This is a genomic window from Brucella pecoris (assembly GCF_006376675.1).
Lineage (GTDB): Bacteria > Pseudomonadota > Alphaproteobacteria > Rhizobiales > Rhizobiaceae > Brucella > Brucella pecoris.
In genome coordinates this window covers 30,183-54,443 of record NZ_VEWK01000017.1, presented here as the reverse complement: position 1 = coordinate 54,443, position 24,261 = coordinate 30,183, and the positions used below count along the sequence as shown (strand labels likewise).

The following is a 24,261-nucleotide window of genomic DNA, read 5'->3' as shown; positions in this document are numbered from 1 at the left end:
ATCGAAAGCGAACCTGCGCCGTGCAGGGCGAGGATGAAGAGGCCGCCGGCAATTGCGAGGTTCTTCTGAGCCATCATCGCATTCATGCCTTGCGAGAAGTCCATATGGGCAACAAGTGTCGCGCCAATGGTGAAGAGACCGACAATGGCCGCAGCAATGCGGGTCTGAAAGCCAACGAGAATTGCAAGGCCGCCGACAAATTCTATCAGACCGACGATAACGGCCGTAACGGTTGGAACCGGAAGGCCGATTCCCGCGAAATAACCTGCGGTGCCTGAAATGGCGGTCAGTTGGCTGAGGTTGGCGCGCTCCAATACGCAAGGGGTAGAAAATCTTGGCGGTTGGCTGACAACTGTGCTGGCGCGAGTGTGCCTCGACATGCTGCGTCAACGCAAAGCCCGGCGGGAGGAGAGTCTGGACCGTGACGCGCCGGAACCGGTGATGGCAATCGCCAGCATCGACCCACATCAGGAAATGGCCATCGCTGATGCGGTCGGTTTGGCCATGATGGTCGTGCTCGAGAAACTGGGACCGGCAGAGCGTATCGCCTACGTGCTTCACGATATGTTCGACATTTCCTTCGACGATATCGGGACGATCGTCCAACGCTCACCAGTCTCCGCCGGACAATTGGCGAGCCGGGCACGGCGGTGCGTGCAAGGCAACGAGGAAGTCCCCTCGGCCAGTCGGAGTCAACAGCGCAAGGTCGTCGAAGCTTTCTTGGCTGCGTCACGCGGAGGCAACTTCTCCGGCCTGCTCGCCGTGCTTGATCCCAATGTGGTTTTCCATGCCGACGATGCGGCGGCGCGTCTCAATGCTGTGACGGATCTGCGTGGCGCAGAACAGGTTGCCACCGCCTTCAAGGGCCGCGCCCGCAACGCCAGTCCCGCACTCATCAATGGTGCCGTCGGTGTCCTGGTCGCGCCGAAGGGCAAACTGCTGGTCGCATTGGCAATCATTGTCGAACAGGGGTGGATCGTCGGCATCGAAGCCATCGCCGATCCGCAACGGCTCACGACGCTAGATATGGAGGTGCTCGGATCAAGTTAAGACGCCAATCTTCAGCAGTATCTGCGGTGATGTTTGCTTTTGTCTAATGAGCAATTCGTTCTCTCAAAATTGAGCTTCTCAATGTTGAAGATGGTGTGAATTCATGCTGAACTGATGGGGTGGATGCCCCCTCCGGTCGGCATCGGAGTATGATGCCTGCCCAGCGCCATGGTGGCGCTCATGGAGGAAAGGCAGATGACACAGGTGCATATCCTTGCGATCGACCTCGCGAAGCGGAGCTTCCAAGTCTGTGGAACGGATCGCGGCGGGGCGGTTCTATTCAACCGGCTTCTCTCGCGAGCCCGATTACAGCAACTTTTGAACGAGCAGTCGCCGTGTATCGTCGCGATGGAGGCCTGTGCCACCAGCCATTTCTGGGGCCGCTTTGCTCAAGGCTGTGGCCATAATGTACGGCTAATTCCACCGATCTACGTGAAGCCGTTTGTCAAACGGCAGAAGAACGACGCAGCCGATGCAGCGGCGATCGCGGAGGCTGCACAGCGACCGAACATGCATTATGTCGAGGTCAAGAGCGCTGAACATCAGGCGCGTGCGGTGGCGTTTCGAACGCACCAGTGCTTCGTGCGCCAGCGCACCCAGCTCATCAATGCGTTGCGCGGGCACCTCGGCGAATTTGGAATCGTCGTTGCTCAAGGACCAGCCAATCTCACTACGGTGGTAGGTATTCTGGCCGATCAGACAAATGATCTCCCTGATGGAGTCAGAGAGATTGGTCAGCTCTACCTGGACCAGATCGGGCTGCTGACCGAGAAGATCGATGGGCTGATGCTGAAGCTTCGAGAAGCTACCAAGGCGAATGAAGATATGCGTCGACTTTGCACCGTTCCCGGCATCGGCCCCGTAACCGCCGGCGCGATCCTCGCGTTTGCTCCCGATCTTCGTGCATTCAAGAGCGGCCGGAACTTTGCTGCTTGGCTCGGCCTTGTGCCCAGGCAGCACTCAACGGGTGGCAAGACAAGACTGGGCGGTGTCAGCAAGATGGGGCAGGCCGATATCCGAAAGCTCCTCATCGTCGGAGCCATGAGCCTGATCCGCTGGATAGTGCGCAAGGGCGTGTTACCGGACAACTGGCTTGGAGCAATTCTTGGACGAAAGCCTCGGATGGTGGCGGCTGTCGCGCTCGCCAACAAGATGGCGCGTATCATATGGGCAATGATGACCAAGGAGCAGAATTACAGAATGGCGTAATCTGCTGCCTTTCTCGAAAGGTGATGCGGTGATGCCTGGGGCCAAAAGCTCCGGTGGGAAGATCGACTGACGGAACGATGCGGAAAGGACTTCAATGTTCAGAATGGGGTAAACCAGTCCCGGCGCTCGAGCACAAAGCTCTCTGAACTGAACCGATGTGGTCCCTGTTCTTCGAACAGCATCCCGGCCCGTGGCTAATCAGGCCACATCGAGAGGCCTGACACACGACCGATAGAATTCCTCGTTTCGCGGACTACCGTCAAAAAATCTTCTTGCCAAACCGGGGGCATCCACACACGCCCCGCCGCGATCCGTTCCACAGACTTGGAAGCTCCGCTTCGCGAGGTCGATCGCAAGGATATGCACCTGTGTCATCTGCCTTTCCTCCATGAGCGCCACCATGGCGCTGGGCAGGCATCATACTCCGATGCCGACCGGAGGGGGCATCCACCCCATCAGTTCAGACTCTTCCCGGCCGTACCCGGATAGAACTGCGACCAGACGGGCTTTGACTGCGGAGATGGACAGCACTCCTCCAGTTGTTCTGTTCATCTCCTCCAAATCAGGGATAGACTGAGGGCTTTTTCAGTGCCCTCGAACAAATCCAACCTTATTGCGGGACCGGGCTGAGTGCACGGGAGCTCTCCAATGCCTCCTGCAGCGGCAACAGTTTCAATCACCTTCCATTAGAAGCAGAGAGTCGCGGATTCACGATCCAGCGAAGGGCAGCTTTTTCCCAATGTTTCCGCAGTTTTCTAAGAGGAGGCTCTGCAACGTTGCCTATAGCTGCAAATGCAATGATCGACACCTAGCAAAGACCGGCTTGCTCCAATCTCCGTTCGCATCATCGCGAACAACTCCAGTTGGGTACAAAATGAGATCCAACCAACGTCCGGCAATTGCTCAGGCGTTACGCGGAGGCTTTCGAAAGTCGCTTGCCTCAGTCAAGAATTGTTATTATTTCAAATCTTTCTAGTTTCAATGAAAGCTGCGTGAACCTTGCCGGAACAGAATTCGAAAATGGAGACGAAGCCGGCGGTCATTCAGGTGAACGATTTATCTGTTGATTATGACGGTTCGCCTGCGCTGACATCTGTTAGTGCTTCCGTCAGCTCCGGCCGGATAACTGCGATATGTGGCGCCAACGGCTCTGGAAAAAGCACATTGTTGCGTTGCATGGCGCGTCTGCAAAAGCCTTCACGGGGCAAGGTGCTTTTTGAGGGACGTGAAATCAGCGGCATGCGCCGCAACGAACTTGCCAGAAAGGTCGCGGTACTGGGGCAGATGCCTGAAGTTCCTGCGGGTCTTACGGTCGAGGAACTCGTTGAAAATGGTCGCCATCCTCACCGTGGGTTGCTCTCGCGTCTGGGGCAGACAGATCGGGCTATAATCGCGCAGTCGATTACACAGGTCGGCCTCGAAAAACTTCGCCACCGGCAGGTCGCTTCGTTGTCGGGCGGCGAACGGCAGCGCGCCTGGGTGGCTCTTGCTCTGGCGCAAAACCCTTCAGTACTCTTCCTTGATGAGCCGACAAACTTTCTCGATATCCGGCATCAGTCGGAACTGCTTACACTTCTCAAAAAACTCAACACGGAGCGTAACCTCACCATCATAACCGTACTTCACGATCTCAATCAGGTAATTGAGTTGGCTGACGATGTCATTCTGATGCGCAAGGGGCAGCTTATGGCCTTGGGCGAACCGCAAAGTGTCCTGACGAAACAACATCTCAAGGAAGCCTTTGAGTTCGACATGGAGGTTATCGCCCATCCTGTTCTGCCGATCTCCTTCTGTCTGCCACGGTGGATTATCAATGATCACGATCAGGCTGCGATATGACCTCACGGGATGTCGTCGCGGAAGCCGCCAAGCCCAGAACCTATGTTGTCGGTTTGTTTATACTGGCGTCGATGCTTCTGCTGGGGCTGGTTATCGCCGAACTCGTTGTCGGCAGTGGTAACGTCGCTCTGTCCGACGCTTTGCAGGCGCCATCGCGGCCCCAGTCGCTGGCGCAGATCATTATTGAAACCATCCGTCTGCCTCGGGCTTTCGCCGCTGTTCTGGTTGGTGCCGCACTTGCAACTGCGGGCGTGGTCATGCAGACGGTGTTGCGTAATCCTCTTGCCGCACCTGACATACTGGCTGTGACCAGCGGTGCACAACTGGCTCTCATTGTCGTCAGTCTGTTGCTTCCGTTCGCTTTTCCGGGCTTTCTCGCGACCATCCTTGGTGGGGCTATTAGTGGAGGCCTTTGCCTCCTGGTGGGGGGCGGATTGCGTGCACAACCGGTCAGGCTTGCGCTCGCAGGGGTGGCAATCTCATTGGCTTTGTCGGCACTTTCATCGGCGATTGTGTTGATGGCCGACGATCGGGCATCGGGCGTTCTTCTGTGGTCTTCAGGTCTTCTGGAACAGTCCGGTTGGACCAAGATTGTTCCGCTGGCACCCGCGATCATTGGCGGAATACTCCTGCTTACCCTTTTGGGACGGCAATTCGATGTAATGGCGCTCGGAAATGATATGGCCTCGGGACTGGGGCTGGGAAAAGCGCCGGCCATCGTCGGGTTGTTGATTACGGTTGTTCTTTCCGGTGCGGCTGTCTCCATCGCCGGGCCTATTGGATTTATTGGTCTCGCCGTTCCGAATTTCCTGCGGGCTCTGGGCTTCAGCAAACATGGTATTTTGCTACCAACTGCAAGTCTTTTGGGGGCGGTGGCACTTCTCGCGGCGGATGTTGCGGCGCAGTTGTTGAGCAGCAATGGCACGATCATTCCCACCGGAATCCTTCCTGCCTGTTTCGCTGCTCCCGTCTTGATTCTGGTTCTTCGCAGGATCAAGGGCGAAACACGTTCCCGCGCAAATATCGTTTCAGGAAAAGTTCAGTTTCAGCGGAAAGCAGTACTTTATCCGATTCTCGTAGGGTTGATGGTGGTGGCCCTATTGCTTGGTTTGTTCTTCGGTGACGGTGTCGCCGGTTGGCAGACCGATTGGGATACCGTCTATGCGCTGCGTTTGCCGCGCGTGTTGATCGCCATGGGGGCGGGAGCGTTGCTTGCCTGTGCTGGTCTGCTGCTTCAGCTCGTCACGCGCAATCCGCTTTCCGGTCCTGAGACGCTGGGACTGTCGCAAGGGGCCGCGCTTGCCGGGCTTGCGGGACTTTTGATCGGCGTCGTGCCCGGCAGCCCGTTATTCGCTCTTCTTGCGACCCTGGGGGCATGTCTGGTGGTCCTCGTCATTTCGCTGCTCTCGACGCGCATGTCGCCGGAACGTACTGCGCTGACCGGTATTGCCGTTGCCGCCAGTCTCTCCGCCGTAAGCACCGTCATCGTCATTGAAGCCAAATTGCAGGTCGCGGAAGCACTTTCCTGGCTGGCAGGGTCCACGCATGGGCGCAATTGGCAGGATGTGGCGGCGCTTGCTCCCTGGCTCGCTCTCATACCTCTGTTCATGATGCTTGCAAGATGGTTCGATATTTTGGCGATGGGACGGGATGAAGCGGAATCCATCGGTCTCAATACGATGTCCGCCCGGATCTGGACGATGCTTTTGGCCTCGCTGGCGGTGGCCGGTGCAGTGGCGACGGTCGGTGCAATAGGCTTTGTAGGATTGATCGCGCCGCATGCCGCGCGTTTGTGCAGTGGTGCCCGCTATCGTCAGCTCGTGCCGGTTACAGCGCTTATGGGGGCAATTCTCACTGCCTTCGCGGATATGATTGGACGAACGCTTATCGCACCGCACGAAATTCCGGCAGGAATCGTCACTGCTTTCATCGGAGCGCCGTTGTTCATTCTATTGATGCGGCATCAATCGCGATAACTTCGGTTAGGCGGACAAGGCACTTTCCACACGGTCAAGCAGACGCAACATCGACCGTGTGGAGCCGAAGGGCCAGATATCTGGGCCGATTGTGTGCATCTGATTGCTCGCGACCATAGGTAGGACAGGCCAGAGAGCACTTTCCGTCAATTCCCGTGGGAGATCATCGTCAAGAAGGCAGAGATGCGTATCGGGGCTCAGCATGGCGAGATCTTCCAGCCCCATTGTCGTGAAGCCGAAGGACTGCATGCCAAGACCGACAGCTTGTGAAAATCCGGCTTTCGTCAGAGTCGTCATCGCAGCGGAATTGGACGTAAAGATGCGCAAACGGGCGACGCCCGGCAATGGCAGCGCGATGACAATCTTTGTTTCCTGCGAAGAGCGCTTCGCCCGCACGGTGGAAAGACGGCCTTCAAAAGAGGCCCATTCCATACGAGCTTCCGGCTCCCGCCCGACTGCTTTGCCAGCGGTTGAAAGCCCGGCTTCCATGTTGCGATAGAAGTCGGACTTCTCGGAACGCGTATCGAGCAGCATGGTTGGTGCAATTTCATTGAGACGGGCGGCAATGGCGCCATGACGCAATGCGGATGTGACAATAAGGTCGGGCTTCAGCCGCATCAGCGCTTCAAGGCTAGGCTGCTGACGTCCTCCGACATCGACCGCAGCGGACAGCTTATCGTTCTCGATGTTCACCCATTGGCGATATCCCGCCAGATCGGCAACACCCGCTGGGACAATACCGAGAGAGAGAAGAATTTCCGTCGCCGCCCATTCGAGCGTTACTATTTTTGATGGTTCTGCGCGCGCGGCAGTTGTAAGGGTAACCAAGGCTACCCCCACAAGAATATTACGTCGCGAAAAAACTGTTACCATCGAACGCTCGTCGTCGCCACGATGGAACGACCCTGACCATAATAGCACTGGCTGGTGGAATTGCAGCCAGCCACATATTTCTTGTCACCAAGATTATAGGCGTTGACCTGCAAATGATATTTGCCGATGTCGTAACGCAGAAACGCATCCACCAGCGTATAGGACGGCACGTAGAAGGTGTTGAGCGTGTCGCCCGCCGTCTTTCCGATGCGGCGCACGCCACCTCCGACGACAAGATTGCCTTCAATATTGCCCGGCAGCGGCATGTCATAACTCAGGAACAAGGATTGCTGGTTCTTTGGCACCGTATAAGGCAATTTGCCGATCTGGGCAAGATTCTGGCTTTCGCTGACTTCCGGGTCCTGGAAGCTCAATGCACCGGTGATGTTCAGCCTGTCCCAAAGACGTGCGGTTCCTTCAAGCTCAATCCCGCGAACTCGCACTTCGTCAGTCTGGTAATAGACACCGGAGATGCGGTTCACGACATTCTGCTGCTCAGCCTCGAAAGCCGAAACTGTGACAGTGTAATCTTCGCCCTCCGGTGCATATTTCAAACCCACTTCTTTCAATGTGCCGGTAGTAGGTTTGAGTGGCATATCGGCGAGTGTCAATGTCGGCAGGAACGAAGTCGAGTACAAGGCATATGGCACGAAGCCTGAATCGAACAGATAAGCCACGCCGACGCGGCCTGTGAACTTGTCGGGGTCCTGCTCGTAATCCGTGGTCTTTCCCGAGGAAAGTGCGGTCTGCTCAGAACGGATGCTCACGAAATCCTTGCGGCCACCCAGCGTTACGCGCAGCTTGCCGGCTTCGATCTGGTCCTGAACATAAATGCCGGTCTGGTACTGTTTCTGCAAAAGCCGTGTGGTAGGCGACAGCTCGGCGACAGGCTGGTCATAGGTCGGGTTGAAAAGGTCTTGCGATGGGCCGCTTGCCGACGCGGTATAATTGTCGAGACGTTGCCATTGCTGGTCGATGCCCACAAGCAGCGTATGAGCCAACTGTCCCGTATCAAAACGCGACTCCAGTTGCGTATCGAAGGCCATCGCATCGAGTTCGGGCTGGGCCAGATAGTTGGTGCGGGGAATCGTATGTCCATCCCAGCCCTTGGTCGGGATGACGCCGGTGAACAGATTGCGGTAATCTGTCTTCATATGCGAGTAGCGAAAATTCTGGCGCAGAGTGAACGTGTCGTTTAAGCGGTGCTCGAAATCATAGCCCACATAACCGATCTCTTTCTTGTAGATCGCATTGCGCGGGTCGCCATCGGAAAAGTCGCGTGAAATCGTCTGCCCTGTCGGGTTTGGCAATACGCTGCCATAGGCTGGGATTATGACACCGGCCTGTCCCATATTGTCCTTCAGGTAGCCGCCGGAAACCACAAGACTGGTATCCGCATCCGGCCGCCAGGCAAAACTGGGATTGATCGCAATACGATCATTCTTGCCTAGATCGTAGGACGTGTTGCTATCGCGGAAAATTCCGTTCAGACGATAGGTGAAGCGTGGATCGTTGTTGATAGGCCCTGTAATATCGGCACCGAATTCCTTACGCTCAAAGCTTCCACCGCGCAGATAAATCTCGCGCGAAGCTTCGGCCTGCGGCTGCTTGCTGACCATATTGACGATGCCGCCGACATTGCTCTGACCGAACAGGGCAGAACTCGGACCGCGCAGGATTTCCACGCTTTCCAGAGAATAAGGTTCGACGACGAAGCCCGAATAACCACCCGGTTGGCTGGCAATCTGGGGAACGCGCAGGCCGTCCAGGTAAAGATCGGCGGGAAAACCGCGCACGGTAAAATAGTCGGAACGAACATCGGCGCCATAGCGCTGCGCGTTCACGTTGGCGCTGTAGAGCATGGCTTCGCTGACCGACTGCACCGCGCGGTCATTCATATTGTCACGGGTGACGACCGAAATAGATTGGGGCGTCTCGCGGATCGGTGCGTCACTTTTGGTTGCGGCACGGCTGTATTCGGCAACATAGCCTTCTACAGGAGCACGCGGGCTTTTTCCATCCGATGTCTTTATCTCGATCGTGTCGAGCCGGAGGATTCCGGTTTCCTGCGCTGCGGATGGCGCCGCGATTGCGATGGAAGCCACGCCACCAAGAATTGCGGTTTCCAGCAGAGATTTGACGCTCGTGCGTCGTGGGTTCTTTGTGCCTTGTTTGGGCGCAGTACCACTCGTATTCAATTCGGCTCTCCTTGCCGCCCGGCCAGCCAGCGGCATTTTCTCCCGCTGGCTATCATGGCTGCGGGCTATGCAAAGATTTTGGCGTTGCGCAAACTTGAATTTCAGAATAATTCTAATTTGCGCTTATCAATGAACGCGTTACCCAACTGAATATATTTCAGCAACCTTGATGGAGTCAGGCCAAACTCCGTTGCAATTGGGTCGAAATTCTGCAATTTCCGTCAAATATGACAATTTCAGTCAAATTGGGCCAAACGGAAATTTGCATGCGACCGAAACACGCCATCGACTATCAGAATTTACCGCGCCCTCTGGCGGTCATGCGGCGTGAATACAAATCCGGCATGAATTTTGGCTGGCACAGTCATCGGCGCGGACAATTGCTCTATGGGAGTACTGGTTACATGACGGCGCTAACCGAAGAAGGCGCCTTCATGCTACCAAGTGGCTACGCGGTGTTACTGGGGCCCGATCTGCCGCACGCGGTGGAAACGTTCGGCGAAACGGAAATGTACTCGCTCTATGTTGAAGAGAACATTTCGCGCGACCTGTGGGAGGAAACGCGGGTCCTCAAGGTCTCCGCACTGCTCGATGCCAGCATTCAAGCGCTCGCGAAGGAGCCGCTGCTTTATGACGAAGTCGGACGCGGCCTGCATCTTTCCGCTCTCATTCTGGACGAAATCCGCTGCGCCGGCAGACAGCCGCTGACGGTACCGCTTCCAGCAGAAAAACAGCTACGAAAACTGTGTCGGAATCTTCTCGGGAATCCGGGTCTGGACCTTACCATCGACGACTGGGCCGAAGAGGTGGGCATGAGCCGACGGACAATGACCCGCAAGTTTCGCCAGGAAACGGGCATGAGCTTTATCGAATGGCGTCAGCGCCTACGTGCTTCCCATGTCATGCGTCGGCTGGCCGAAGGTGTCCCATTGGCGGCGGCAAGCGTGGACGCGGGCTATCAAAGCGTTTCAACACTGCGCAAAGTCATGAAAAGCCTCAGCCTGATGCAATGAGTTTTAAAGGCCTCTCGTCAAAAGCCGCAACGAAACGCTTCAGCTTGGCATTTTCCTCCGCAGGCCGCATCGTCGAATGCGAGAATCAACTCAAGTGTGAAGAATAATGGAGCAAGATAGAAAAGAACTAAGTCATACTGACAAAGTGTGGCAGCCATATTCTAACGGCCTTAATAGCGAGGAATGGCTCGACGGATTTTCTGGTGTTGTCGTATCGAGTGGCAATGCGTCGGAATTGTAACGTCAAAATCGAACATAAATTGAATTCCATTTGCCATAACGCTCATTCATGTCACGCAAAGGACAGCCAACTGCAGAACATGAAGTATACGGTCGAGGTGACGATAAGCCTTCAATCATAACTCATTCCTGCTCGCTAAAATCGTCGCGCGCCATCCCGCCTCCTAACAGACAGTCTTGAATCATGCTTTCGCTGATTTGGGAATCCACTTCGTCAACAAAGCCTAATTAAGCATAAAGGCATGTCCTGCGCACTCTCCGACATCTCCAAGACTTGCTATCGATTTGGAGAAATAGACCTGGTCAGCCGAATGTATGGCTATTCATGAATTAAAGAGCACTAATCCATATCCGGAATATCGCCATACTGGAACAAAATTGCGGGAGGGCCATATTCTCCAATATCAGGATCTGCTTCGCGGCTCCACGCTACAACCCCAATATGCTTCCCTTCCAATTCTGCCGCCGCGCGTAAAGCGCGGCCCTCTGTTTCAAAGGCCATCGGGTCGAAAGCAGAAACTAAGTCACCGGCATCATTACGATCGAAGGCCGCAACGACAATGAGCCGCGCTTTGGTCATTCAGGTGACCTTCTCTCGTTCCTGAGATCCAGTTCTGGGCTTTTGTCCGATGCGTATTTGCTATTCTTTCCAGAGGCTTTGCCGGTCTTGGGTTCTACAGGACGGTCGGGAGTGCTTGTAAACTTAATCGCCATTAATTTCTTTAAGCCTCTATCGCAAATGTTGCTAAAATGTTCTCTCCGATTGGTATGTCAGATATCCATCATGAAGTCCACCAATTGGTGAGATTGTTGAAATTTCTGACGGTTTGAAAACAAGAGCCCCGCCATCGAACCAATAGGCAGTAAGACTATCACCGACAACTAACACTAGCTGAACGTTACCGCTCGATGTGTCGGTACCAGCCCCTTAGTACCCTTGTATACCTCCGAATGTGTTTCCAGTTTTTCTTGACCGAGTGTTCTCGGAGATGGCTGGCGATTTGCTCCCTGTTCAGTTCCGGGGCTTGTCGTTTAATGCAACGAGCGCTGAACGGTTCGCGCAGTTTCGACTTTCGAACCGTCTCGCCAATATGGGGTGCTTTTATTTGCTTCCTCCGCGCAGGCGGTTGGCGAGGCGGCAGTAAATTAGAAAGCCAATTTCATGTCTGGTTCTTATTGGCTTTTAATTCTGCGCTTTCCAGTAAGGTCAATAGGTCGCACAATAAGCTGGAGTTTGTATCTGAGACAGTGGCGTTTAAAACGAGTCCTTATTACTTCCTCTATGGCTTGGGAAGGAGCGCCCCCACCACCAACGGAACATCCGGCCACGCGTCGCGCTATTTCCCAAAGGTCGTTACGCCATACGCCCTACTTTCAGAATCTGTGATTATTCCAATGACAAATAAACGCAGAAATTTATCATTCTACTGGCCAGCAACTTAAAATTACAAGTTCGCAAAAATTCACGCGAAAATTGACCGCAATGGTGCTATACTCAAAATTCAACGCATAATTATTTGCGTTCGATCGTTGAAGATCGGATACCATCATGAACAAATTTGAATGGTTAAAGCCCGCGCTCGGCGGAGCATTGGTTGGTGCCATTGCTGCAATTGCCATCGGCTTCTCTGTCGGTGGGTGGATCACGCACGGCACTTCTGAGCGCCTGATTGCATCCAACATGTCCGACGGGGTGGCACTTGCCCTAACGCCTTACTGCCTTGAAAAATCAAGAAACGATCCGGCTGTTGTGAACATCCTGGCCGAGTTTAAGGCCGCCCCAGCTTACTCTCGCCGTACTCTTATCGAGAAGTCAGGGTGGGCAACACCGTTGGGAACAGAGCAACCCAACACCGCGCTGGCAACTGCATGCGGCAACGAACTCGCCAAGGCGCTTTAGTATGGCGAGGAAGCCTAATGAGGAGGCTATAATGAAAAAACAACGTAACCGTAACATTGGATGGGAACCTGTTTCTATACGACCACGGCACGATGAGGATACCACGGCCAGCAGAAGCGATCTAAGAAACGCGCATGAACAGATGACTTCGCCATCAAAGGATTGGACGCAGCTGGCGAACATTCTCCGGCGTTCTTGCGGCGGTTTCTCACGTTCCCGGTCGCCACGCCATTCTTTACCGAGGAGTAAACGCAATGGCTGACGACACCACAGCTCTGGAACGAAAGGTTCTTGCGCACGAGCAAATACTTCAGGTTCTCATCGGCCATCTAGCTGAAACTGAACCCAAATTTCTGAATCGACTAAAGGCGGTATTTACGCGCCGTTATACTCTTGGTTCAAATGAACCGAACTATGTTGATACAGCTCAGTATGCCGAACAATTCATTCACGAAATCGAGAAGATGCAAGAGTATAAAGCGACGCGTTGATTTTCGTCGACTCATGATTATCTAATATATTTTTGATCCGATTATTTCTAAATTTGATAACTATCAAATGTCTGCTTGCGCTTTAATCCGAAAAGGCGCACTGTTTATTACCCACAGCAATTGAAACGGGCGCTGTCGTTGGGAGTGAACAATCTCCGGCCCCAAAAGTGAAGGGAGACACACGATGTCTTCCGCTTCCCACCTACCATACTTTGGCCCTCAAGATTTCCCTTCGCTTCGTGCTTTTTTGCAGCGCTCAGGCTATTCACTGGACGGGTGCGAAAAACCGGAGACACGCCTGGAAGCCGCCAAACACCTTTGTGAGATCTTTAGCGACGGCCGCCATGATCCTGTGCAGATGCTGGACATGCTTTTGGCTATTCGCGCCCAACGTTTGTCTCAATCTAATCAAAGAGAACTGGAAGCCTGGGAGAATGAAGGCGGCTACACGGCCCCGCAAGTCACGGCAAAGTCCTCAGTCCTTCGATGGCCTCCTCGAAAGACGCTCCGGTTGAGGTTGGCCCGTGGCTGATATTATACGTTCCCCAATATCACAGGCGTTGAGGTGAGAGAGCAAAGGGCTGAGTTCAGCCGCAAACAGCTCTATCCCGCAATCCGGAATATTGTGCGGATGGAAAACAAGGTCCGCGAACCGTTTAGTGCAAAGTGTTTGGCCCAACACATGCCTTCGACGCATTTGCCTTGGTTGAAAAGCTATTTGAGCTCCAATGCGTCGACTTCTCATCGAGACCGAGAGGCCTATTTCGTGAGAGTATGTCGGGGGTGGTATCGTCTCAATGATAGGTGACAAATCTGGAGTGGAGAAAACGACAGGCCACAAATTTCTGGATAGTAAAATAGGCGTGTATCTGATTGCATTCCTCATAATATGCATCGATATCGGATTGGTAGCATGGGTGCTCGCCTCCTACGTCTGTTAACACCGACGCAGTCATGCAGGGGCTCTAAAACGTATGCTTTCCCACTAGAAAGAAGTCTGCACTTCCATGTATGCCGACGTTTCGTACGTCCACGCTCAGCAAGCCGTCGCCTTTTTCCGATGATAACTGAACAAGCTCGCCTGAATAAGCTTGCCGAAGCATGTCCATGCTCGCCCACATGATCCCTTTTGTAAATGTCTTTTCGCCTTCCGTGAGTATGGAAATGCTGTAGTGAACAGATCCAAGATTCTTTCCTTCGCAAAACAAATCCCCCGTTGAACTAAAAGTAGACGTCGTCATAGAACTATCCTCACACTAGCTGTTTCCAGTAAAAATAAACAATGGTTAAATATACAATGTACGACTATCAATATAAATATAATATTTTCTATAGAAATCATTATATAATTAGTATGAATATTAATAATACTTATTTGGTTTACACCACCAGGTCAAATGCAGCAGTCGAAGCATGTGAAAGGAAGTTCAGGGCAGCCGGGAGTCACATCTTTTATGCGACCGTTTACGCAGGAACACAACAGAAAGCGGATCTTCGGCTCCTTTGTTAGATGAATGACGGCTGGGTGTTTTCTCAGGAGGACCTTGTCGCCCCACCTCGCTTGGTGGAGCGACACAGCTATAACTAATGCCGTTTGGTTTTGATCAAGTCATTGGTAGGAGTAGGAAAACGTCCTGCAACAACTTCCGTTGACGCAACTTTCGATTTCGACTTGTCTTGCTTTGGTTTTCTTGTTTCTCGGTTACTTCTTTTCTGACCACGGGGCATTCTGAAAACTTCCTGTTCTTGAGGAACTAATTAATTCTTGTGTGCCTAACCAATCGGTTGATGGTTCAAATCACGGCTGGAGATCCGTCCACATTCTCAGTTGCATGACGCCGAGAAAGCTTCGATAGTGCTCGCGATGGCGAGCGACCAGATTGGAATTCTTGAATGAGCAACTTTGCTGCGGCCAGGTGGGCGGCTCGGTTATCTGCGGTATCGTAAAGCCGATAGCCAGCGCGCCTCAATATTTCCCGCATCATGCGGAAGTCGGTCGGGCCAAAATATGGTTTGATAATTTTGGAAGACATGATGTCCTCCTTGTATTGGGGCTGGAGTTAACACTCGCAACCGACAGCGCCCGTTTCAATGGCTGTCGAGACATGTACCATGCGCCTTTTATTCGAGCGAAGCAACTGAGGCTGAAATGTGACCGCAGATAGGCTCACCTTTTACTTCAAGATTTGCAGAAGGACTTACTTCATGTCCTCCACAGTGATCCGATAGGAAGTTTGCCGAGTCTGAGAATAAACTTCGCGGGCAACATCGTAGATCAGTTTCCGTGAGGCGTCGAAGGCAGTAAGAAGCGATAATTCTGTCGCTGCGATGACGCCATTTTTCTCCAGTGCGGTTTTATCGATTAGAAACGGAACCGAGGTCATTCCATCGTAGCCGACAAAGCGTACTCCGACCTCAAAATCATCGAAACTTCTGCTAGGGTTTGGAAATGAAAGGGGCATTATTTTTCTCTTTTTACCGCGCCGCCGTCATCATCCCAACGGTCGGCGGCCTTTGCCATTGCTTGATGCTTCTTAATGAATTGTTTCAGGGCGATCTGTAGGCGACCTTCATCATGGGTTCCCTCCTGAAACCGGCGCGCGAGATAGCGTGCAGCATCGGTGCGCAAATCTTGTGTGTCGCCGGGTTTGCGAGCCTCCCTAAGAAGGCGCGAAATCATAGTAATGTTTCTGGAGTTCAAGGCGATGGAAGACATTTTGTCCTCCTTTGTTGCGGGGCTAGGCATTTTAAGCCTGAATGACAGCGCCCGTTCCAAATGCTGTCATGATAATCACCATGCGCTTTATGTAAGGAGAAAGCAAATAAGGCTGCGATGCCACCGCTGTTAGCTCAGACTGGGCTGCGTCGCTAGAAATGGTTCCTTAGTCATATAGGCTGCAGTTTTCAACGGCAGTTCGCGGCTAGCCATATTAACAATGCTGCCAATGCATGGATACCGCTACACCGACTATCAATTGTGGACTTCCCCAACTTCTCCGCAATACGCTTCTGACGGGCCGGAAACGGCCAGTCCGGTTCATCCGAGAACAATGGGTTAGCGGTGATCACTGATTGCCGATCCAACCATTTGATTGCCAGTCAGAGTTTCGCGTATCTCGCGCCCGACCGGATCGCGTCAGTTGTTCCTATATCGAGCACCCCCGCGTCTTCATCGGAACGTGGGACGGTACAACGTGAGACAGTGATCATGCACATAAATGCGGCTAGTCCGGAGCCAATATCTGCCTACGAGTTACATACAGATTCCGATTGAATGCACATAAATATGCGCATATAATTACGGACCAAAGGAGCACATCTTATGCCACAACTGGAATCTGCCCGGACATTCAAGCGCGCAACCAATCTTTCAATCGATAATGAGCTTCTTTCTGAAGCGCGCCGACATAAGATAAATATTTCGCGTGCAGCCGAGAGTGGAATTGCGCAGGCGCTAGCTGCTGCCAAGTCAGCACTTTGGAAAGAAGAAAATCGTCCAGCAATGCAAAGTTCTAATGCTTACGTCGAAGCAAATGGCTTACCTCTGGAACGTTATCGTCAATTCTAATGGCGAGATATGACGTTTACTCCAATCCGAGTGGCGGCTATGTGCTCGACGTACAGGCTGACCTACTGGATGAGCTGAAAACACGTATTGTCATCCCTCTAATTATTAAAGCGCTGGCCCCCATCCCGGCGAAGCGGCTCAATCCGAGCTTCGAGATTGAAGGAGAGGAGCATGTGTTGGTTACACAGTTTATGTCGGCAATTCCGGTGTCCGTATTAAAGAACCCAGTCACAAACCTTTCTGCTTCACATGACGAGATCGTATCCGCGCTCGATATGGCGTTTCACGGGTTTTGAACTCTACCGTTCAGTTATTCAATTGGATAACAACATTGATAACCAGTCTGCACAATTGTATACTTAAACGTTGGATCGGTTGTGCGAAGAATCTTGGCTGCCGCAATATCAGCAAATGTCATGATAACACCACCATGAATAAAGCCACTTCGGTTTTTATGCCCTTCGTCAGGAATAAACCGGAACAACATTTCCCCTTTGTTTATTTCGCTGAAATCGATTGGACCAAGATTAGCCGAGAAACCTAACAACTCCAGCAGGAACCAATTGGTGTTAGCTAGTGACCTCATCAGTGCTCACTCACCGGTACTGCCGCGCTTTCAGGAGCTGCTGAAACACAGTATCCGCATTCAATCACCTTCGACTGGATGGCCTCGCGACGCTCTCGAGCGGAAGTGGGCTTCAAAATTACCTCTGTCGCCTTTAATGTTTCACAACGGGATCGCAGCTTCGTTTTGATCAGGCTGTCAACCCAGTTAAAAAGCTTTGTAGCAACAGCGGTAAACTGGGCGATGGATAACCTCCCTCTTGAACAACCAATGTCTTTGCTGACAACCCGCCCAACTGTTCTCCCATACGTTTAAAACCGTCATCATCAACGTTCATGCAAGCAAAGGGATCAGAAGAAGAAGCATCAAGCCCGAGCGCGACGACTAACACGTCGGGCGAGAAGCTTTGCGCTGCGGTACAGGCAGCGTCAACCGCGGCAAGATATGTTTCACTGTCGCTGTGCAAAGGCACCGGAAAATTCCGGTTAAACCCGATTCCCTGCCCCTTTCCGCCCTCATCCTCATAGCCTGCATAATAGGGATAGAGGTGAGCAGGATCGCCATGCACTGACAACGTCAGAACATCCGATCGCTCGTAAAAAATTGATTGCGTGCCATTGCCGTGATGCACGTCGACATCAATGATTGCGACGCGCAAACCGCGTCGTGCAGCTAGTTCCGCGGCAATGGCAGTGTTATTAAGATAACAGAAGCCGCCGGCCTTATCTGCGTATGCGTGATGGCCGGGCGGTCGGCAAAGCGCGTAAGCCTTATCCTCCCCCTCAAGTACGCGCATCATGGCTTCGATGGCTGTATTGGCGCTGGCATACAATGCCTCCCAGCTACCGTCGAGTAGCACGCAACTAGCATCTGCCTGGTAGTATCCGGCCCGACCCAGAATATCGACGGGTTTGCGATTCATCTGAACCGTTGGATGCACGCTCGCACGCATCTCTGGTCCATTAGCTGGAGAGCTTTTCCATTCGGCAAACCCATTTTGCAAAAAATCCAAATAGTCGTCATCATGGACAGCAGCGATTTTTGAGAGTCCGTGATCCGTTGGAGAAACGGGCTGAACGCCGATTGCTGCCAGCCCTTGTTTCAACAAGTCAATGCGCTCTGGCTGTTCGGGATTTTGTGCAAGTCGTCCACCGGCTAATCTCGTCAAAGGTCTGTGCAAAAACTGACGGTTGTCACAAATGGCAAGCATATTTGTCCTCCCTTTATCAGCTTCAGTCCAGCTTCCCGCCCGAGCGCGTGTAATCATCAAGCGCGTTGTTCAGAGCCCGTTTGAAACGATCCGCAATCTGATCAATCTGTTCTTTTGTGGAGATCAGTGGCGGCGCGAAGGCAATAGCTGTGCCCAGCGAGCGGCAGACGAGACCATTTTCGAATGCGTAGTTCTGAACGCCGATTCCGAATTGCAGGTCCGGTGCAAAAGCTTCGCGCGTCTTCTTGTTGCGCACGAGTTCAACCCCCCACATCAGGCCAACACCGCGCACTTCGCCAACCAGCGGATGGTCGATCAGCGGATGCATCAGCTTGCCCATGTGCGCGCCCAACCGCTTCACGTCATCAATGATGCCGTCTTCCTCATAGATGCGCAGGGTTTCCACGCCAACAGCGCAGGCGACCGGATGAGCACCATAGGTATAGCCATGGCCGAAAACGCCGATCTTTTCGCTTTGCGCTTTCATGCCGTCATAGATTCGTTCTGACAGGAGGATCGCCGACAGTGGCATATAGGCTGATGTCAGTGCCTTGGCGCAGGTGATGATATCGGGCTGCATGTCGTAGGTCTGCGTCCCCCACCAGTTGCCGGTGCGGCCGAACCCCGTGATCACCTCGTCGGCGACCAGAAGAACGTCGTGCTTCTTCAGGACCTTCTGGATTTTCTCGAAATAGGTTTTCGGTGGCAGGACGACGCCACCGGTGCCCATGGCGGGCTCCGCGAAAAACGCGGCCACCGTGTCCGGGCCTTCGGCCAAGATCAGTGCATCCAGTTCCTCAGCAAGGCGTGTTGCGAACTCTTCCTCCGTTTCTTCCGGCAGACCGTCGCGGTAAAAATGCGGGCATGTCACATGCAGGAACCCTTCGAGCGGAAGGTTCCAGTCGCGATGCAGATGCGGCAGACCCGTAATGCTGGCGGAGGCAATCGAAGTACCGTGATAGGCTCGCTTGCGCGCGATAATCTTTTTCTTTTCCGAGCGGCCCTGGGAATGGAAATAATACCAGATGAGTTTGACGGCCGTGTCGTTCGCTTCCGAACCGGAACTCTGGAAGAGGACTTTGGACATCGGCACAGGCGACAGCCGGAGCAGGCGATCCGACAGTTCGATGCCCGGTTCTGTCGCACGATGGGCAAAGTTCTGATAATATGGAAGCGTGTTGAGCTGACGTGTCGCCGCTTCGACGAGACGCTTCTCGCTCATGCCGAGCGCCGCACACCATAGCCCGGACATGCCTTCGATATATTGCTTGCCGTCGTCGTCATAAACATAGGCGCCCTCGCCACGCGCCATGATCGTCGGGCCGACCTTTTCGTGCAGGGCCAGATTGGTCTGCGGATGAATCTGCACGGCGATATCGCGCGCGCGAAGCGAGTTCTGAAGCATGGTTTCCTCCTAAGAACGACCTTCCGGCCTATAACGATGAGCCCGTAGCACTTAGTCCGCGGTTCTCACTTTCGATTTCTTGACGAATTGCGTGCCGATGAGAATGACGATCGAGGCGACGACTAGCATGGACGAGATGGCGGCGACCGTCGGATCGACCTGGTCGCGAATATTGGCGAACATGCGCTTAGTCAGCGTCGAATTGGCGCCGCTGGACACAAACAGCGAAACAATGACTTCGTCAAACGAGGTGATGAAGGCAAACAGCATGCCGGAGAAGATCGAGATCCTGATCTGCGGCACAGTGACCGTGAAAAATGCGCGAGCCGGGGAAGCTCCGAGACTGCGGGCCGCACGCTCCTGATTGAGATCAAAACCCTTCAGGCCATTTGTCACGGCAATCATGACGAAGGGGATGGCCAGCGTCGTGTGGGCCAAGATCAACCCGGTCAGCGTATTGTTCATGCCGAGCTTGGCAAAGACGAAAAACACACCGATGGCTACGAAGATCAATGGCACCATCATCGGCAGGATCAGTACGCTGCGGATCACAAGATTGAATAGATTGGCCGACTTGAAAAGGCCATAACTCGCAAGCGTTCCGAGTATTGTCGCAAGCACCGTCGTTGCGCCTGCGACCTTGAAGGAAACCACGGCAGACTGGCGCCATTCCGGCGAGGAGAAAAAGGCATCGTACCAGCGTAGGCTAAGCACTCGCGGAGGAAATTCGAGATATTGGGAATCCGAAAAGGACATGGGAATGACGATCAAGCATGGAATGATCAGGAAGGCCAGGATGATGCCGACGAAAACATAGAGCCAGAGCCGGTCGCCATGGGTTATCTGGGTGGAAGTGGCTGGAGATTTTAGCATCAGGTGCCTCCCTTGGTAACGCTCGCCGCCCTGAACAGTGCGTTGACAACCCACAGGATCGAGCCGGTAACGATGAGCAGAACGACGCTCAGCGCGCTGGCCGCCCCCCAGTTTGCGAATTTTGCGATCATGTCGGCGATCTGGGTCGACCACATTGCTACCCGCCCGCCGCCAAGCAGTGCCGGCGTCAGGTAAAAGCCAAGGCAGAGCACGAAGATCAGCGCCACGCCGGTCGCAACGCCCGGCAGGGACAGTGGCAGAAACACCTGCCGAAAGGCCTGAACCGGCGACGCGCCGCAGTTAGACGCGGCCCGAAGCAGTATGGGGTCGATTGTCTTCATTGACGCGTAGAGCGGCAGGATGAGGAAGGGCAGCATGATGTGCACCATGCCGATGACCGTGCCGGTGAGATTGTTGACAAGCGGCAGCGGCTCGGAAACCAGCCCGAGATTGATAAGTGACGTATTGATGAGCCCCTGCCTCTGCAGGAGCACGAGCCATGCATAGGTGCGCACCAGAACCGATGTCCAGAACGGCAGAATGATGAAGATCATCAACACCTGTGCCACCTTCTCCGGAAGCTGGCTAAGGAGATAGGCAACCGGGTAGCCCAGAATAACGCAGACAACCGTGACGATTGAGGCCACCTTGAAGGTCGTCAAAAAGCTATCGACATAGGCTGGACGTAGCAACCGCGCGTAATTTTCGGCAGAAAGCGCGCCAGATGCATCATAAAACGACATCCACGCCAACCAGGAAAATGGAATGATCAGCACCAGCATGACCAGCACGAAGGCTGGCAATGACAGGCCGATAAACGCAAGCCCGGTCCTGCGTCGAGACTGTTGCAGCACATCCGTATTGAGTTGTGCGACGGAGAAATTCGCATCCGCCATGGTCATGGCCGCTCTCCTTCGACAATCACACTGGATTCCGGCGTCATCCAAAGCGCCAGCCTGTCGCCAGGTCTGGGTAGCGGCGTGTTCTCCGCACCGGTATGGCGGATCGAGATTTCCGTGTTTTGGGGAAGCTGGAGCGATACCATGTGGCTATCGCCAAGATAGGTGACATCGATGACCTGGCCTTCGATACGGTTGTCCCGTTCGACAGAGCCGTGCCAGCGCAGCCGTTCAGGGCGCACCATAAGATAGATATCGTCGGCGGCTTTCGGTGGCGTCGCTCCAAGCTTGAGCGGCTGGCCGCGCAGTGTGAAATCCGGCCCGTTCTTTTCGATCGGCACGAAGCGCGTATCGCCCATGAAGCCCGCGACGAACTTGCAATTCGGCGCATCATAAATGGCTTTCGGTGTGTCGAGTTGCATGATCCGGCCGCGGTCGAGGACCGCAATACGGTCCGACATCGTCAACGCTTCTTGCTGGTCGTGCGTGACATATACAGTCGTCATGCCGAGCGTGCGATGCAGGCGTTTCAGCTCAATCTGCATATGTTCACGCAGGTTCTTGTCCAGCGCCGAAAGTGGCTCGTCCATTAAGAGCAGGCGGGGCTCGAAGACGATGGCGCGGGCGAGAGCCACACGCTGGCGCTGCCCGCCGGACAATTCGTGTATCCGACGGCTGGCAAGATGGGTCATATGCACGGTTTCCAGCGCCTTCTTGACTTTCGACTTGATGGTCGGAACATCGACCTTTCGTAACTTCAGCGGATAGGCGACGTTGGCGAAGACGTCCATATGCGGAAACAGCGCATAACTTTGAAACACCATGCCGAGATCACGTTTATGCGGTGGCTTGGTGATGAATTCCGCATTGTCGACCCGAAGGCTACCACTGTCTGGTCGCTCGAAGCCGGCAATGACGTTCAGGAGCGTTGTTTTCCCCGAGCCGGAAGGGCCGAGAAGTGTCAGGAACTCGCCTGCGGCGATATCAAGCGATATCCCGTCCAGCGCCGTATAATTCCCGTAGACCTTGTAGATCTGGCGGATTGAGACTGCACCTGATGTCATTGCCGTTCTCCGTATGCGATCGACGTCAGTTCGACATCAGCAGACTATAATCCTCGCGGACGAGGGCGTTATTATCGCGCCACCAGTTGGCGTTCAGGAATATCTGCTTCTTGACGTTCTCGGGCGACATGTTCGACTTTGCCAGAACTTCGGGCGTGAATTTTTTCATCTCGAAGGCACGGCTGTTCGGCGGTCCGTAGTAGGGCATCATTTCAGGGATGCGTGCCTGTACCTCAGGCGAGACGACGCCGGCAATAAATTTCTGTGCCGCTTCGGCGTTCTGCGATCCCTTCAGAATTGCCAGGCATCCGTAACCGAGAATGGCGTCCTGATAGGTGAACTCGACCGGAGCGCCGTCCTTGATGACGTTGGCGACACGGCTGCCCCAGATCGCCATCATGTCGACCTCCTTGTCCTTGATCAATTGCGCCGATTGAGCGCCTGACGACCACCAGACGACAACGTCCTTCTTAATTTTTTCCAAAGAGACGAGCGCACGCTTGGTATCCAGGGGATAGAGCTTATCCTTCTCGACACCGTCGGCCAGAAGCGCGATTTCCATCATTTCCTGCGGATAGGTGCTGAGCGCACGGCGGCCGGGGAAATTCTTGACGTCCCAAAGATCCTTCCAACTTTTCGGCTTCTTGTCCTTGTAGGTATCCGTGCGCCAGGCAAGCACGACCGAATAGGTGTTGGTCGCAATCCAGTTTTCGCCATATGAGAGCTTGTCGAAGCCGTTCGTGTCGATCACCTTATAGTCGAGTTTTTCAAACAGGCCTTCCTTGCCACCGACAGCGCACTCGTCCGCGCCCAGATGTACGACATCCCAGGTAGGCGAACCGGACTGAACCTGCACCCGCACGGCAGCCAGGCCGTCATGGGTCTCCTCACGCAGTTCAATGCCGGCCAAATCTGCCGCCGGCTGCCATATGGTCTTGCGGAGATCTGTTTGCAGATTTCCGCCAAAACCCGCGACAGTCAAGGTTGTATCTGCCGCAAACGTGGGCACTGTCATTAATACAATCATAGCTCCGCCAAGAAGGCAGGCCGCTTTGTACCGCTGTAACATCTTGTTTCTCCTCCGCGAAAAAAGACCCTGTGCCGCCACTCGTTCCCCTGACAGATTGGCACGGTCGACAAGTCGTTAGCTTTAAGCCAAACTGGTTGACGAAGGTAACTATATTGTTCACGTTGTCAACTAATTTGCGATAACATTTTGTCACGCTCGCCATGGCGACCCAAAATCGCATAAAGATAGACGAGAGTGAAAACCCCAAGAGGAAATGACCGTGCAAAACCGCGATCAATTGAAGACGAATTCCGGGGACTATTTCGACAAACGCCATGATAACTCAGATAAGGAGACAGACATTCGGGATCTGTTTTCCTTTCAGCTACAGCGCTTGGCTGGTCTATCCACACGAATAGCGGCGCTTTCGATTCGACCCCAATATGGCGTAACGCCAAGAGAGTGGCGCGTTCTCGCCGTTCTTAATTATCTAGGAGAAGTACCGCTGCAGGAGCTAGCGAAGCATAGTGGCTTAATTAAAAGCCAAATGAGTCGCACAGTCTCGGCAATGATTGATCGGGGCTATATAGCCAAAACTGCCAATCCGGAAGATGGTCGCAGCATCCTTCTCAGACTCAGCCCGGAAGGGCTAGCGCTGTCACGCGCAATCCTTGATGCATCGTTTGAGCGCAATCAGCAAATGCTGGCAACACTTAGCAACGCAGAGCAACAGATACTTATCGAACTCCTGCGGCGCGTTACCCGCACAAGCAGCAGATATTATCACGAATTGCGAAATTCTGCCTCCCAGTCAGACTTGAAAAGCATTGACGAAGAATGCGGGCACGAAACTTTCAATGATAAAAATAGTTGACATTG

At 53.7% G+C, this 24,261-nt stretch carries 25 protein-coding genes; 10 read left to right on the top strand and 15 right to left on the bottom strand.

Annotated elements, in window-relative coordinates; all coding sequences use genetic code 11:
• On the bottom strand, positions 1-380 hold a 380-nt coding region (locus FIB18_RS22415), incomplete at its 3' end, for a DoxX family protein (RefSeq protein WP_140022904.1).
• Between FIB18_RS22415 and FIB18_RS22410 the strand changes: the two genes are divergently transcribed.
• The 4 genes from FIB18_RS22410 (at position 379) to FIB18_RS22395 (ending at position 6,074) form a co-directional block, all read left to right on the top strand.
• Entirely contained in the window at positions 379-1,050 is a 672-nt protein-coding gene (locus FIB18_RS22410) for a sigma-70 family RNA polymerase sigma factor family protein (protein WP_140022902.1), read from the top strand. The genes FIB18_RS22415 and FIB18_RS22410 overlap by 2 nt on opposite strands.
• Before the next feature lie 195 nt (positions 1,051-1,245).
• On the top strand, positions 1,246-2,259 hold the full coding sequence (locus tag FIB18_RS22405; protein ID WP_140022900.1) for an IS110 family RNA-guided transposase: 1,014 nt from the start codon (positions 1,246-1,248) through the stop codon (positions 2,257-2,259).
• Between the two features lie 1,020 nt (positions 2,260-3,279).
• Entirely contained in the window at positions 3,280-4,098 is an 819-nt protein-coding gene (locus FIB18_RS22400; RefSeq protein WP_140022898.1) for an ABC transporter ATP-binding protein, read from the top strand.
• Positions 4,095-6,074, top strand: a complete 1,980-nt coding sequence (locus FIB18_RS22395) for an iron ABC transporter permease (protein WP_140022896.1) — start codon at positions 4,095-4,097, stop codon at positions 6,072-6,074. Before FIB18_RS22400 ends, FIB18_RS22395 begins: the two co-directional genes overlap by 4 nt.
• A gap of 6 nt (positions 6,075-6,080) precedes the next feature.
• On the opposite strand, the gene FIB18_RS22390 is transcribed toward FIB18_RS22395, so the two are convergent.
• Both FIB18_RS22390 and FIB18_RS22385 read right to left on the bottom strand, forming a co-directional pair.
• The gene (locus tag FIB18_RS22390) at positions 6,081-6,902 is read right to left on the bottom strand and encodes an ABC transporter substrate-binding protein (protein WP_235894952.1); all 822 of its coding nucleotides are present in this window, start codon (positions 6,900-6,902) and stop codon (positions 6,081-6,083) included.
• Positions 6,903-6,940: 38 nt separating this feature from the next.
• The gene (locus tag FIB18_RS22385; protein WP_140022892.1) at positions 6,941-9,181 is read right to left on the bottom strand and encodes a TonB-dependent siderophore receptor; all 2,241 of its coding nucleotides are present in this window, start codon (positions 9,179-9,181) and stop codon (positions 6,941-6,943) included.
• Between the two features lie 230 nt (positions 9,182-9,411).
• Here FIB18_RS22385 and FIB18_RS22380 point away from each other — a divergent pair, with 230 nt between their 5' ends.
• Complete coding sequence (locus FIB18_RS22380; RefSeq protein WP_140022890.1) at positions 9,412-10,158, top strand: AraC family transcriptional regulator; 747 nt, start codon at positions 9,412-9,414, stop codon at positions 10,156-10,158.
• A gap of 580 nt (positions 10,159-10,738) precedes the next feature.
• On the opposite strand, the gene FIB18_RS22375 is transcribed toward FIB18_RS22380, so the two are convergent.
• Positions 10,739-10,978: a hypothetical protein gene (locus FIB18_RS22375; RefSeq protein WP_140022888.1), complete on the bottom strand. Its 240-nt coding sequence runs from the start codon at positions 10,976-10,978 to the stop codon at positions 10,739-10,741.
• 969 nt (positions 10,979-11,947) lie between these two features.
• Between FIB18_RS22375 and FIB18_RS22370 the strand changes: the two genes are divergently transcribed.
• Both FIB18_RS22370 and FIB18_RS22360 read left to right on the top strand, forming a co-directional pair.
• Positions 11,948-12,298, top strand: coding sequence for a hypothetical protein (locus FIB18_RS22370; protein ID WP_140022885.1), 351 nt, complete (start codon positions 11,948-11,950; stop codon positions 12,296-12,298).
• Between the two features lie 254 nt (positions 12,299-12,552).
• A complete protein-coding gene (locus FIB18_RS22360) occupies positions 12,553-12,789 on the top strand; it encodes a hypothetical protein (RefSeq protein ID WP_140022881.1) in 237 nt (78 codons plus the stop codon).
• A gap of 965 nt (positions 12,790-13,754) precedes the next feature.
• On the opposite strand, the gene FIB18_RS22355 is transcribed toward FIB18_RS22360, so the two are convergent.
• The 4 genes from FIB18_RS22355 to FIB18_RS22340 form a co-directional block, all read right to left on the bottom strand.
• Positions 13,755-14,030, bottom strand: coding sequence for a hypothetical protein (locus tag FIB18_RS22355; RefSeq protein WP_140022879.1), 276 nt, complete (start codon positions 14,028-14,030; stop codon positions 13,755-13,757).
• Between the two features lie 552 nt (positions 14,031-14,582).
• Positions 14,583-14,822 carry a hypothetical protein gene (locus FIB18_RS22350; RefSeq protein ID WP_140022877.1) on the bottom strand — a complete coding sequence of 80 codons (240 nt, stop codon included), beginning with the start codon at positions 14,820-14,822 and terminating at the stop codon, positions 14,583-14,585.
• A gap of 165 nt (positions 14,823-14,987) precedes the next feature.
• Positions 14,988-15,251 (bottom strand): DUF1488 family protein, encoded by a 264-nt coding sequence (locus FIB18_RS22345; RefSeq protein WP_140022875.1) that lies wholly within the window; start codon positions 15,249-15,251, stop codon positions 14,988-14,990.
• Entirely contained in the window at positions 15,251-15,505 is a 255-nt protein-coding gene (locus FIB18_RS22340; RefSeq protein WP_140022873.1) for a hypothetical protein, read from the bottom strand. Before FIB18_RS22340 ends, FIB18_RS22345 begins: the two co-directional genes overlap by 1 nt.
• A gap of 606 nt (positions 15,506-16,111) precedes the next feature.
• Here FIB18_RS22340 and FIB18_RS22335 point away from each other — a divergent pair.
• The gene (locus FIB18_RS22335) at positions 16,112-16,357 is read left to right on the top strand and encodes a type II toxin-antitoxin system CcdA family antitoxin (RefSeq protein ID WP_140022871.1); all 246 of its coding nucleotides are present in this window, start codon (positions 16,112-16,114) and stop codon (positions 16,355-16,357) included.
• The gene (locus FIB18_RS22330) at positions 16,357-16,653 is read left to right on the top strand and encodes a CcdB family protein (RefSeq protein ID WP_140022870.1); all 297 of its coding nucleotides are present in this window, start codon (positions 16,357-16,359) and stop codon (positions 16,651-16,653) included. Before FIB18_RS22335 ends, FIB18_RS22330 begins: the two co-directional genes overlap by 1 nt.
• 14 nt (positions 16,654-16,667) lie before the next feature.
• On the opposite strand, the gene FIB18_RS22325 is transcribed toward FIB18_RS22330, so the two are convergent.
• The 7 genes from FIB18_RS22325 to FIB18_RS22295 form a co-directional block, all read right to left on the bottom strand.
• Positions 16,668-16,943, bottom strand: a complete 276-nt coding sequence (locus tag FIB18_RS22325; protein ID WP_140022868.1) for a PaaI family thioesterase — start codon at positions 16,941-16,943, stop codon at positions 16,668-16,670.
• Positions 16,944-17,112: 169 nt separating this feature from the next.
• Positions 17,113-18,132 (bottom strand): histone deacetylase family protein, encoded by a 1,020-nt coding sequence (locus FIB18_RS22320; protein ID WP_140022866.1) that lies wholly within the window; start codon positions 18,130-18,132, stop codon positions 17,113-17,115.
• Positions 18,133-18,154: 22 nt separating this feature from the next.
• Positions 18,155-19,537 (bottom strand): aspartate aminotransferase family protein, encoded by a 1,383-nt coding sequence (locus FIB18_RS22315; RefSeq protein WP_140022864.1) that lies wholly within the window; start codon positions 19,535-19,537, stop codon positions 18,155-18,157.
• A gap of 51 nt (positions 19,538-19,588) precedes the next feature.
• A complete protein-coding gene (locus FIB18_RS22310) occupies positions 19,589-20,410 on the bottom strand; it encodes an ABC transporter permease (protein WP_140022862.1) in 822 nt (273 codons plus the stop codon).
• Positions 20,410-21,312 carry an ABC transporter permease gene (locus FIB18_RS22305; RefSeq protein ID WP_140022860.1) on the bottom strand — a complete coding sequence of 301 codons (903 nt, stop codon included), beginning with the start codon at positions 21,310-21,312 and terminating at the stop codon, positions 20,410-20,412. Before FIB18_RS22305 ends, FIB18_RS22310 begins: the two co-directional genes overlap by 1 nt.
• A complete protein-coding gene (locus tag FIB18_RS22300; RefSeq protein WP_140022858.1) occupies positions 21,309-22,373 on the bottom strand; it encodes an ABC transporter ATP-binding protein in 1,065 nt (354 codons plus the stop codon). The genes FIB18_RS22305 and FIB18_RS22300 overlap by 4 nt, the downstream gene beginning before the upstream one ends.
• 25 nt (positions 22,374-22,398) lie before the next feature.
• On the bottom strand, positions 22,399-23,388 hold the full coding sequence (locus tag FIB18_RS22295) for an ABC transporter substrate-binding protein (protein ID WP_158295730.1): 990 nt from the start codon (positions 23,386-23,388) through the stop codon (positions 22,399-22,401).
• A gap of 274 nt (positions 23,389-23,662) precedes the next feature.
• Between FIB18_RS22295 and FIB18_RS22290 the strand changes: the two genes are divergently transcribed.
• The gene (locus FIB18_RS22290; protein WP_158295729.1) at positions 23,663-24,256 is read left to right on the top strand and encodes a MarR family winged helix-turn-helix transcriptional regulator; all 594 of its coding nucleotides are present in this window, start codon (positions 23,663-23,665) and stop codon (positions 24,254-24,256) included.
• The last annotated feature ends 5 nt before the right edge of the window (positions 24,257-24,261 follow it).

Bases quoted from the DNA above. Each gene is read 5' to 3' on its own strand.
- FIB18_RS22410 (WP_140022902.1), top strand. From the start codon at position 379: ATGCTGCGTCAACGCAAAGCCCGGCGGGAGGAGAGTCTGGACCGTGAC.
- FIB18_RS22405 (WP_140022900.1), top strand. From the start codon at position 1,246: ATGACACAGGTGCATATCCTTGCGATCGACCTCGCGAAGCGGAGCTTC.
- FIB18_RS22400 (WP_140022898.1), top strand. From the start codon at position 3,280: ATGGAGACGAAGCCGGCGGTCATTCAGGTGAACGATTTATCTGTTGAT.
- FIB18_RS22395 (WP_140022896.1), top strand. From the start codon at position 4,095: ATGACCTCACGGGATGTCGTCGCGGAAGCCGCCAAGCCCAGAACCTAT.
- FIB18_RS22385 (WP_140022892.1), bottom strand. From the start codon at position 9,181: ATGCCGCTGGCTGGCCGGGCGGCAAGGAGAGCCGAATTGAATACGAGT.
- FIB18_RS22380 (WP_140022890.1), top strand. From the start codon at position 9,412: ATGCGACCGAAACACGCCATCGACTATCAGAATTTACCGCGCCCTCTG.
- FIB18_RS22375 (WP_140022888.1), bottom strand. From the start codon at position 10,978: ATGACCAAAGCGCGGCTCATTGTCGTTGCGGCCTTCGATCGTAATGAT.
- FIB18_RS22370 (WP_140022885.1), top strand. From the start codon at position 11,948: ATGAACAAATTTGAATGGTTAAAGCCCGCGCTCGGCGGAGCATTGGTT.
- FIB18_RS22360 (WP_140022881.1), top strand. From the start codon at position 12,553: ATGGCTGACGACACCACAGCTCTGGAACGAAAGGTTCTTGCGCACGAG.
- FIB18_RS22355 (WP_140022879.1), bottom strand. From the start codon at position 14,030: ATGACGACGTCTACTTTTAGTTCAACGGGGGATTTGTTTTGCGAAGGA.
- FIB18_RS22350 (WP_140022877.1), bottom strand. From the start codon at position 14,822: ATGTCTTCCAAAATTATCAAACCATATTTTGGCCCGACCGACTTCCGC.
- FIB18_RS22345 (WP_140022875.1), bottom strand. From the start codon at position 15,251: ATGCCCCTTTCATTTCCAAACCCTAGCAGAAGTTTCGATGATTTTGAG.
- FIB18_RS22340 (WP_140022873.1), bottom strand. From the start codon at position 15,505: ATGTCTTCCATCGCCTTGAACTCCAGAAACATTACTATGATTTCGCGC.
- FIB18_RS22335 (WP_140022871.1), top strand. From the start codon at position 16,112: ATGCCACAACTGGAATCTGCCCGGACATTCAAGCGCGCAACCAATCTT.
- FIB18_RS22330 (WP_140022870.1), top strand. From the start codon at position 16,357: ATGGCGAGATATGACGTTTACTCCAATCCGAGTGGCGGCTATGTGCTC.
- FIB18_RS22325 (WP_140022868.1), bottom strand. From the start codon at position 16,943: ATGAGGTCACTAGCTAACACCAATTGGTTCCTGCTGGAGTTGTTAGGT.
- FIB18_RS22320 (WP_140022866.1), bottom strand. From the start codon at position 18,132: ATGCTTGCCATTTGTGACAACCGTCAGTTTTTGCACAGACCTTTGACG.
- FIB18_RS22315 (WP_140022864.1), bottom strand. From the start codon at position 19,537: ATGCTTCAGAACTCGCTTCGCGCGCGCGATATCGCCGTGCAGATTCAT.
- FIB18_RS22310 (WP_140022862.1), bottom strand. From the start codon at position 20,410: ATGCTAAAATCTCCAGCCACTTCCACCCAGATAACCCATGGCGACCGG.
- FIB18_RS22305 (WP_140022860.1), bottom strand. From the start codon at position 21,312: ATGACCATGGCGGATGCGAATTTCTCCGTCGCACAACTCAATACGGAT.
- FIB18_RS22300 (WP_140022858.1), bottom strand. From the start codon at position 22,373: ATGACATCAGGTGCAGTCTCAATCCGCCAGATCTACAAGGTCTACGGG.
- FIB18_RS22295 (WP_158295730.1), bottom strand. From the start codon at position 23,388: ATGACAGTGCCCACGTTTGCGGCAGATACAACCTTGACTGTCGCGGGT.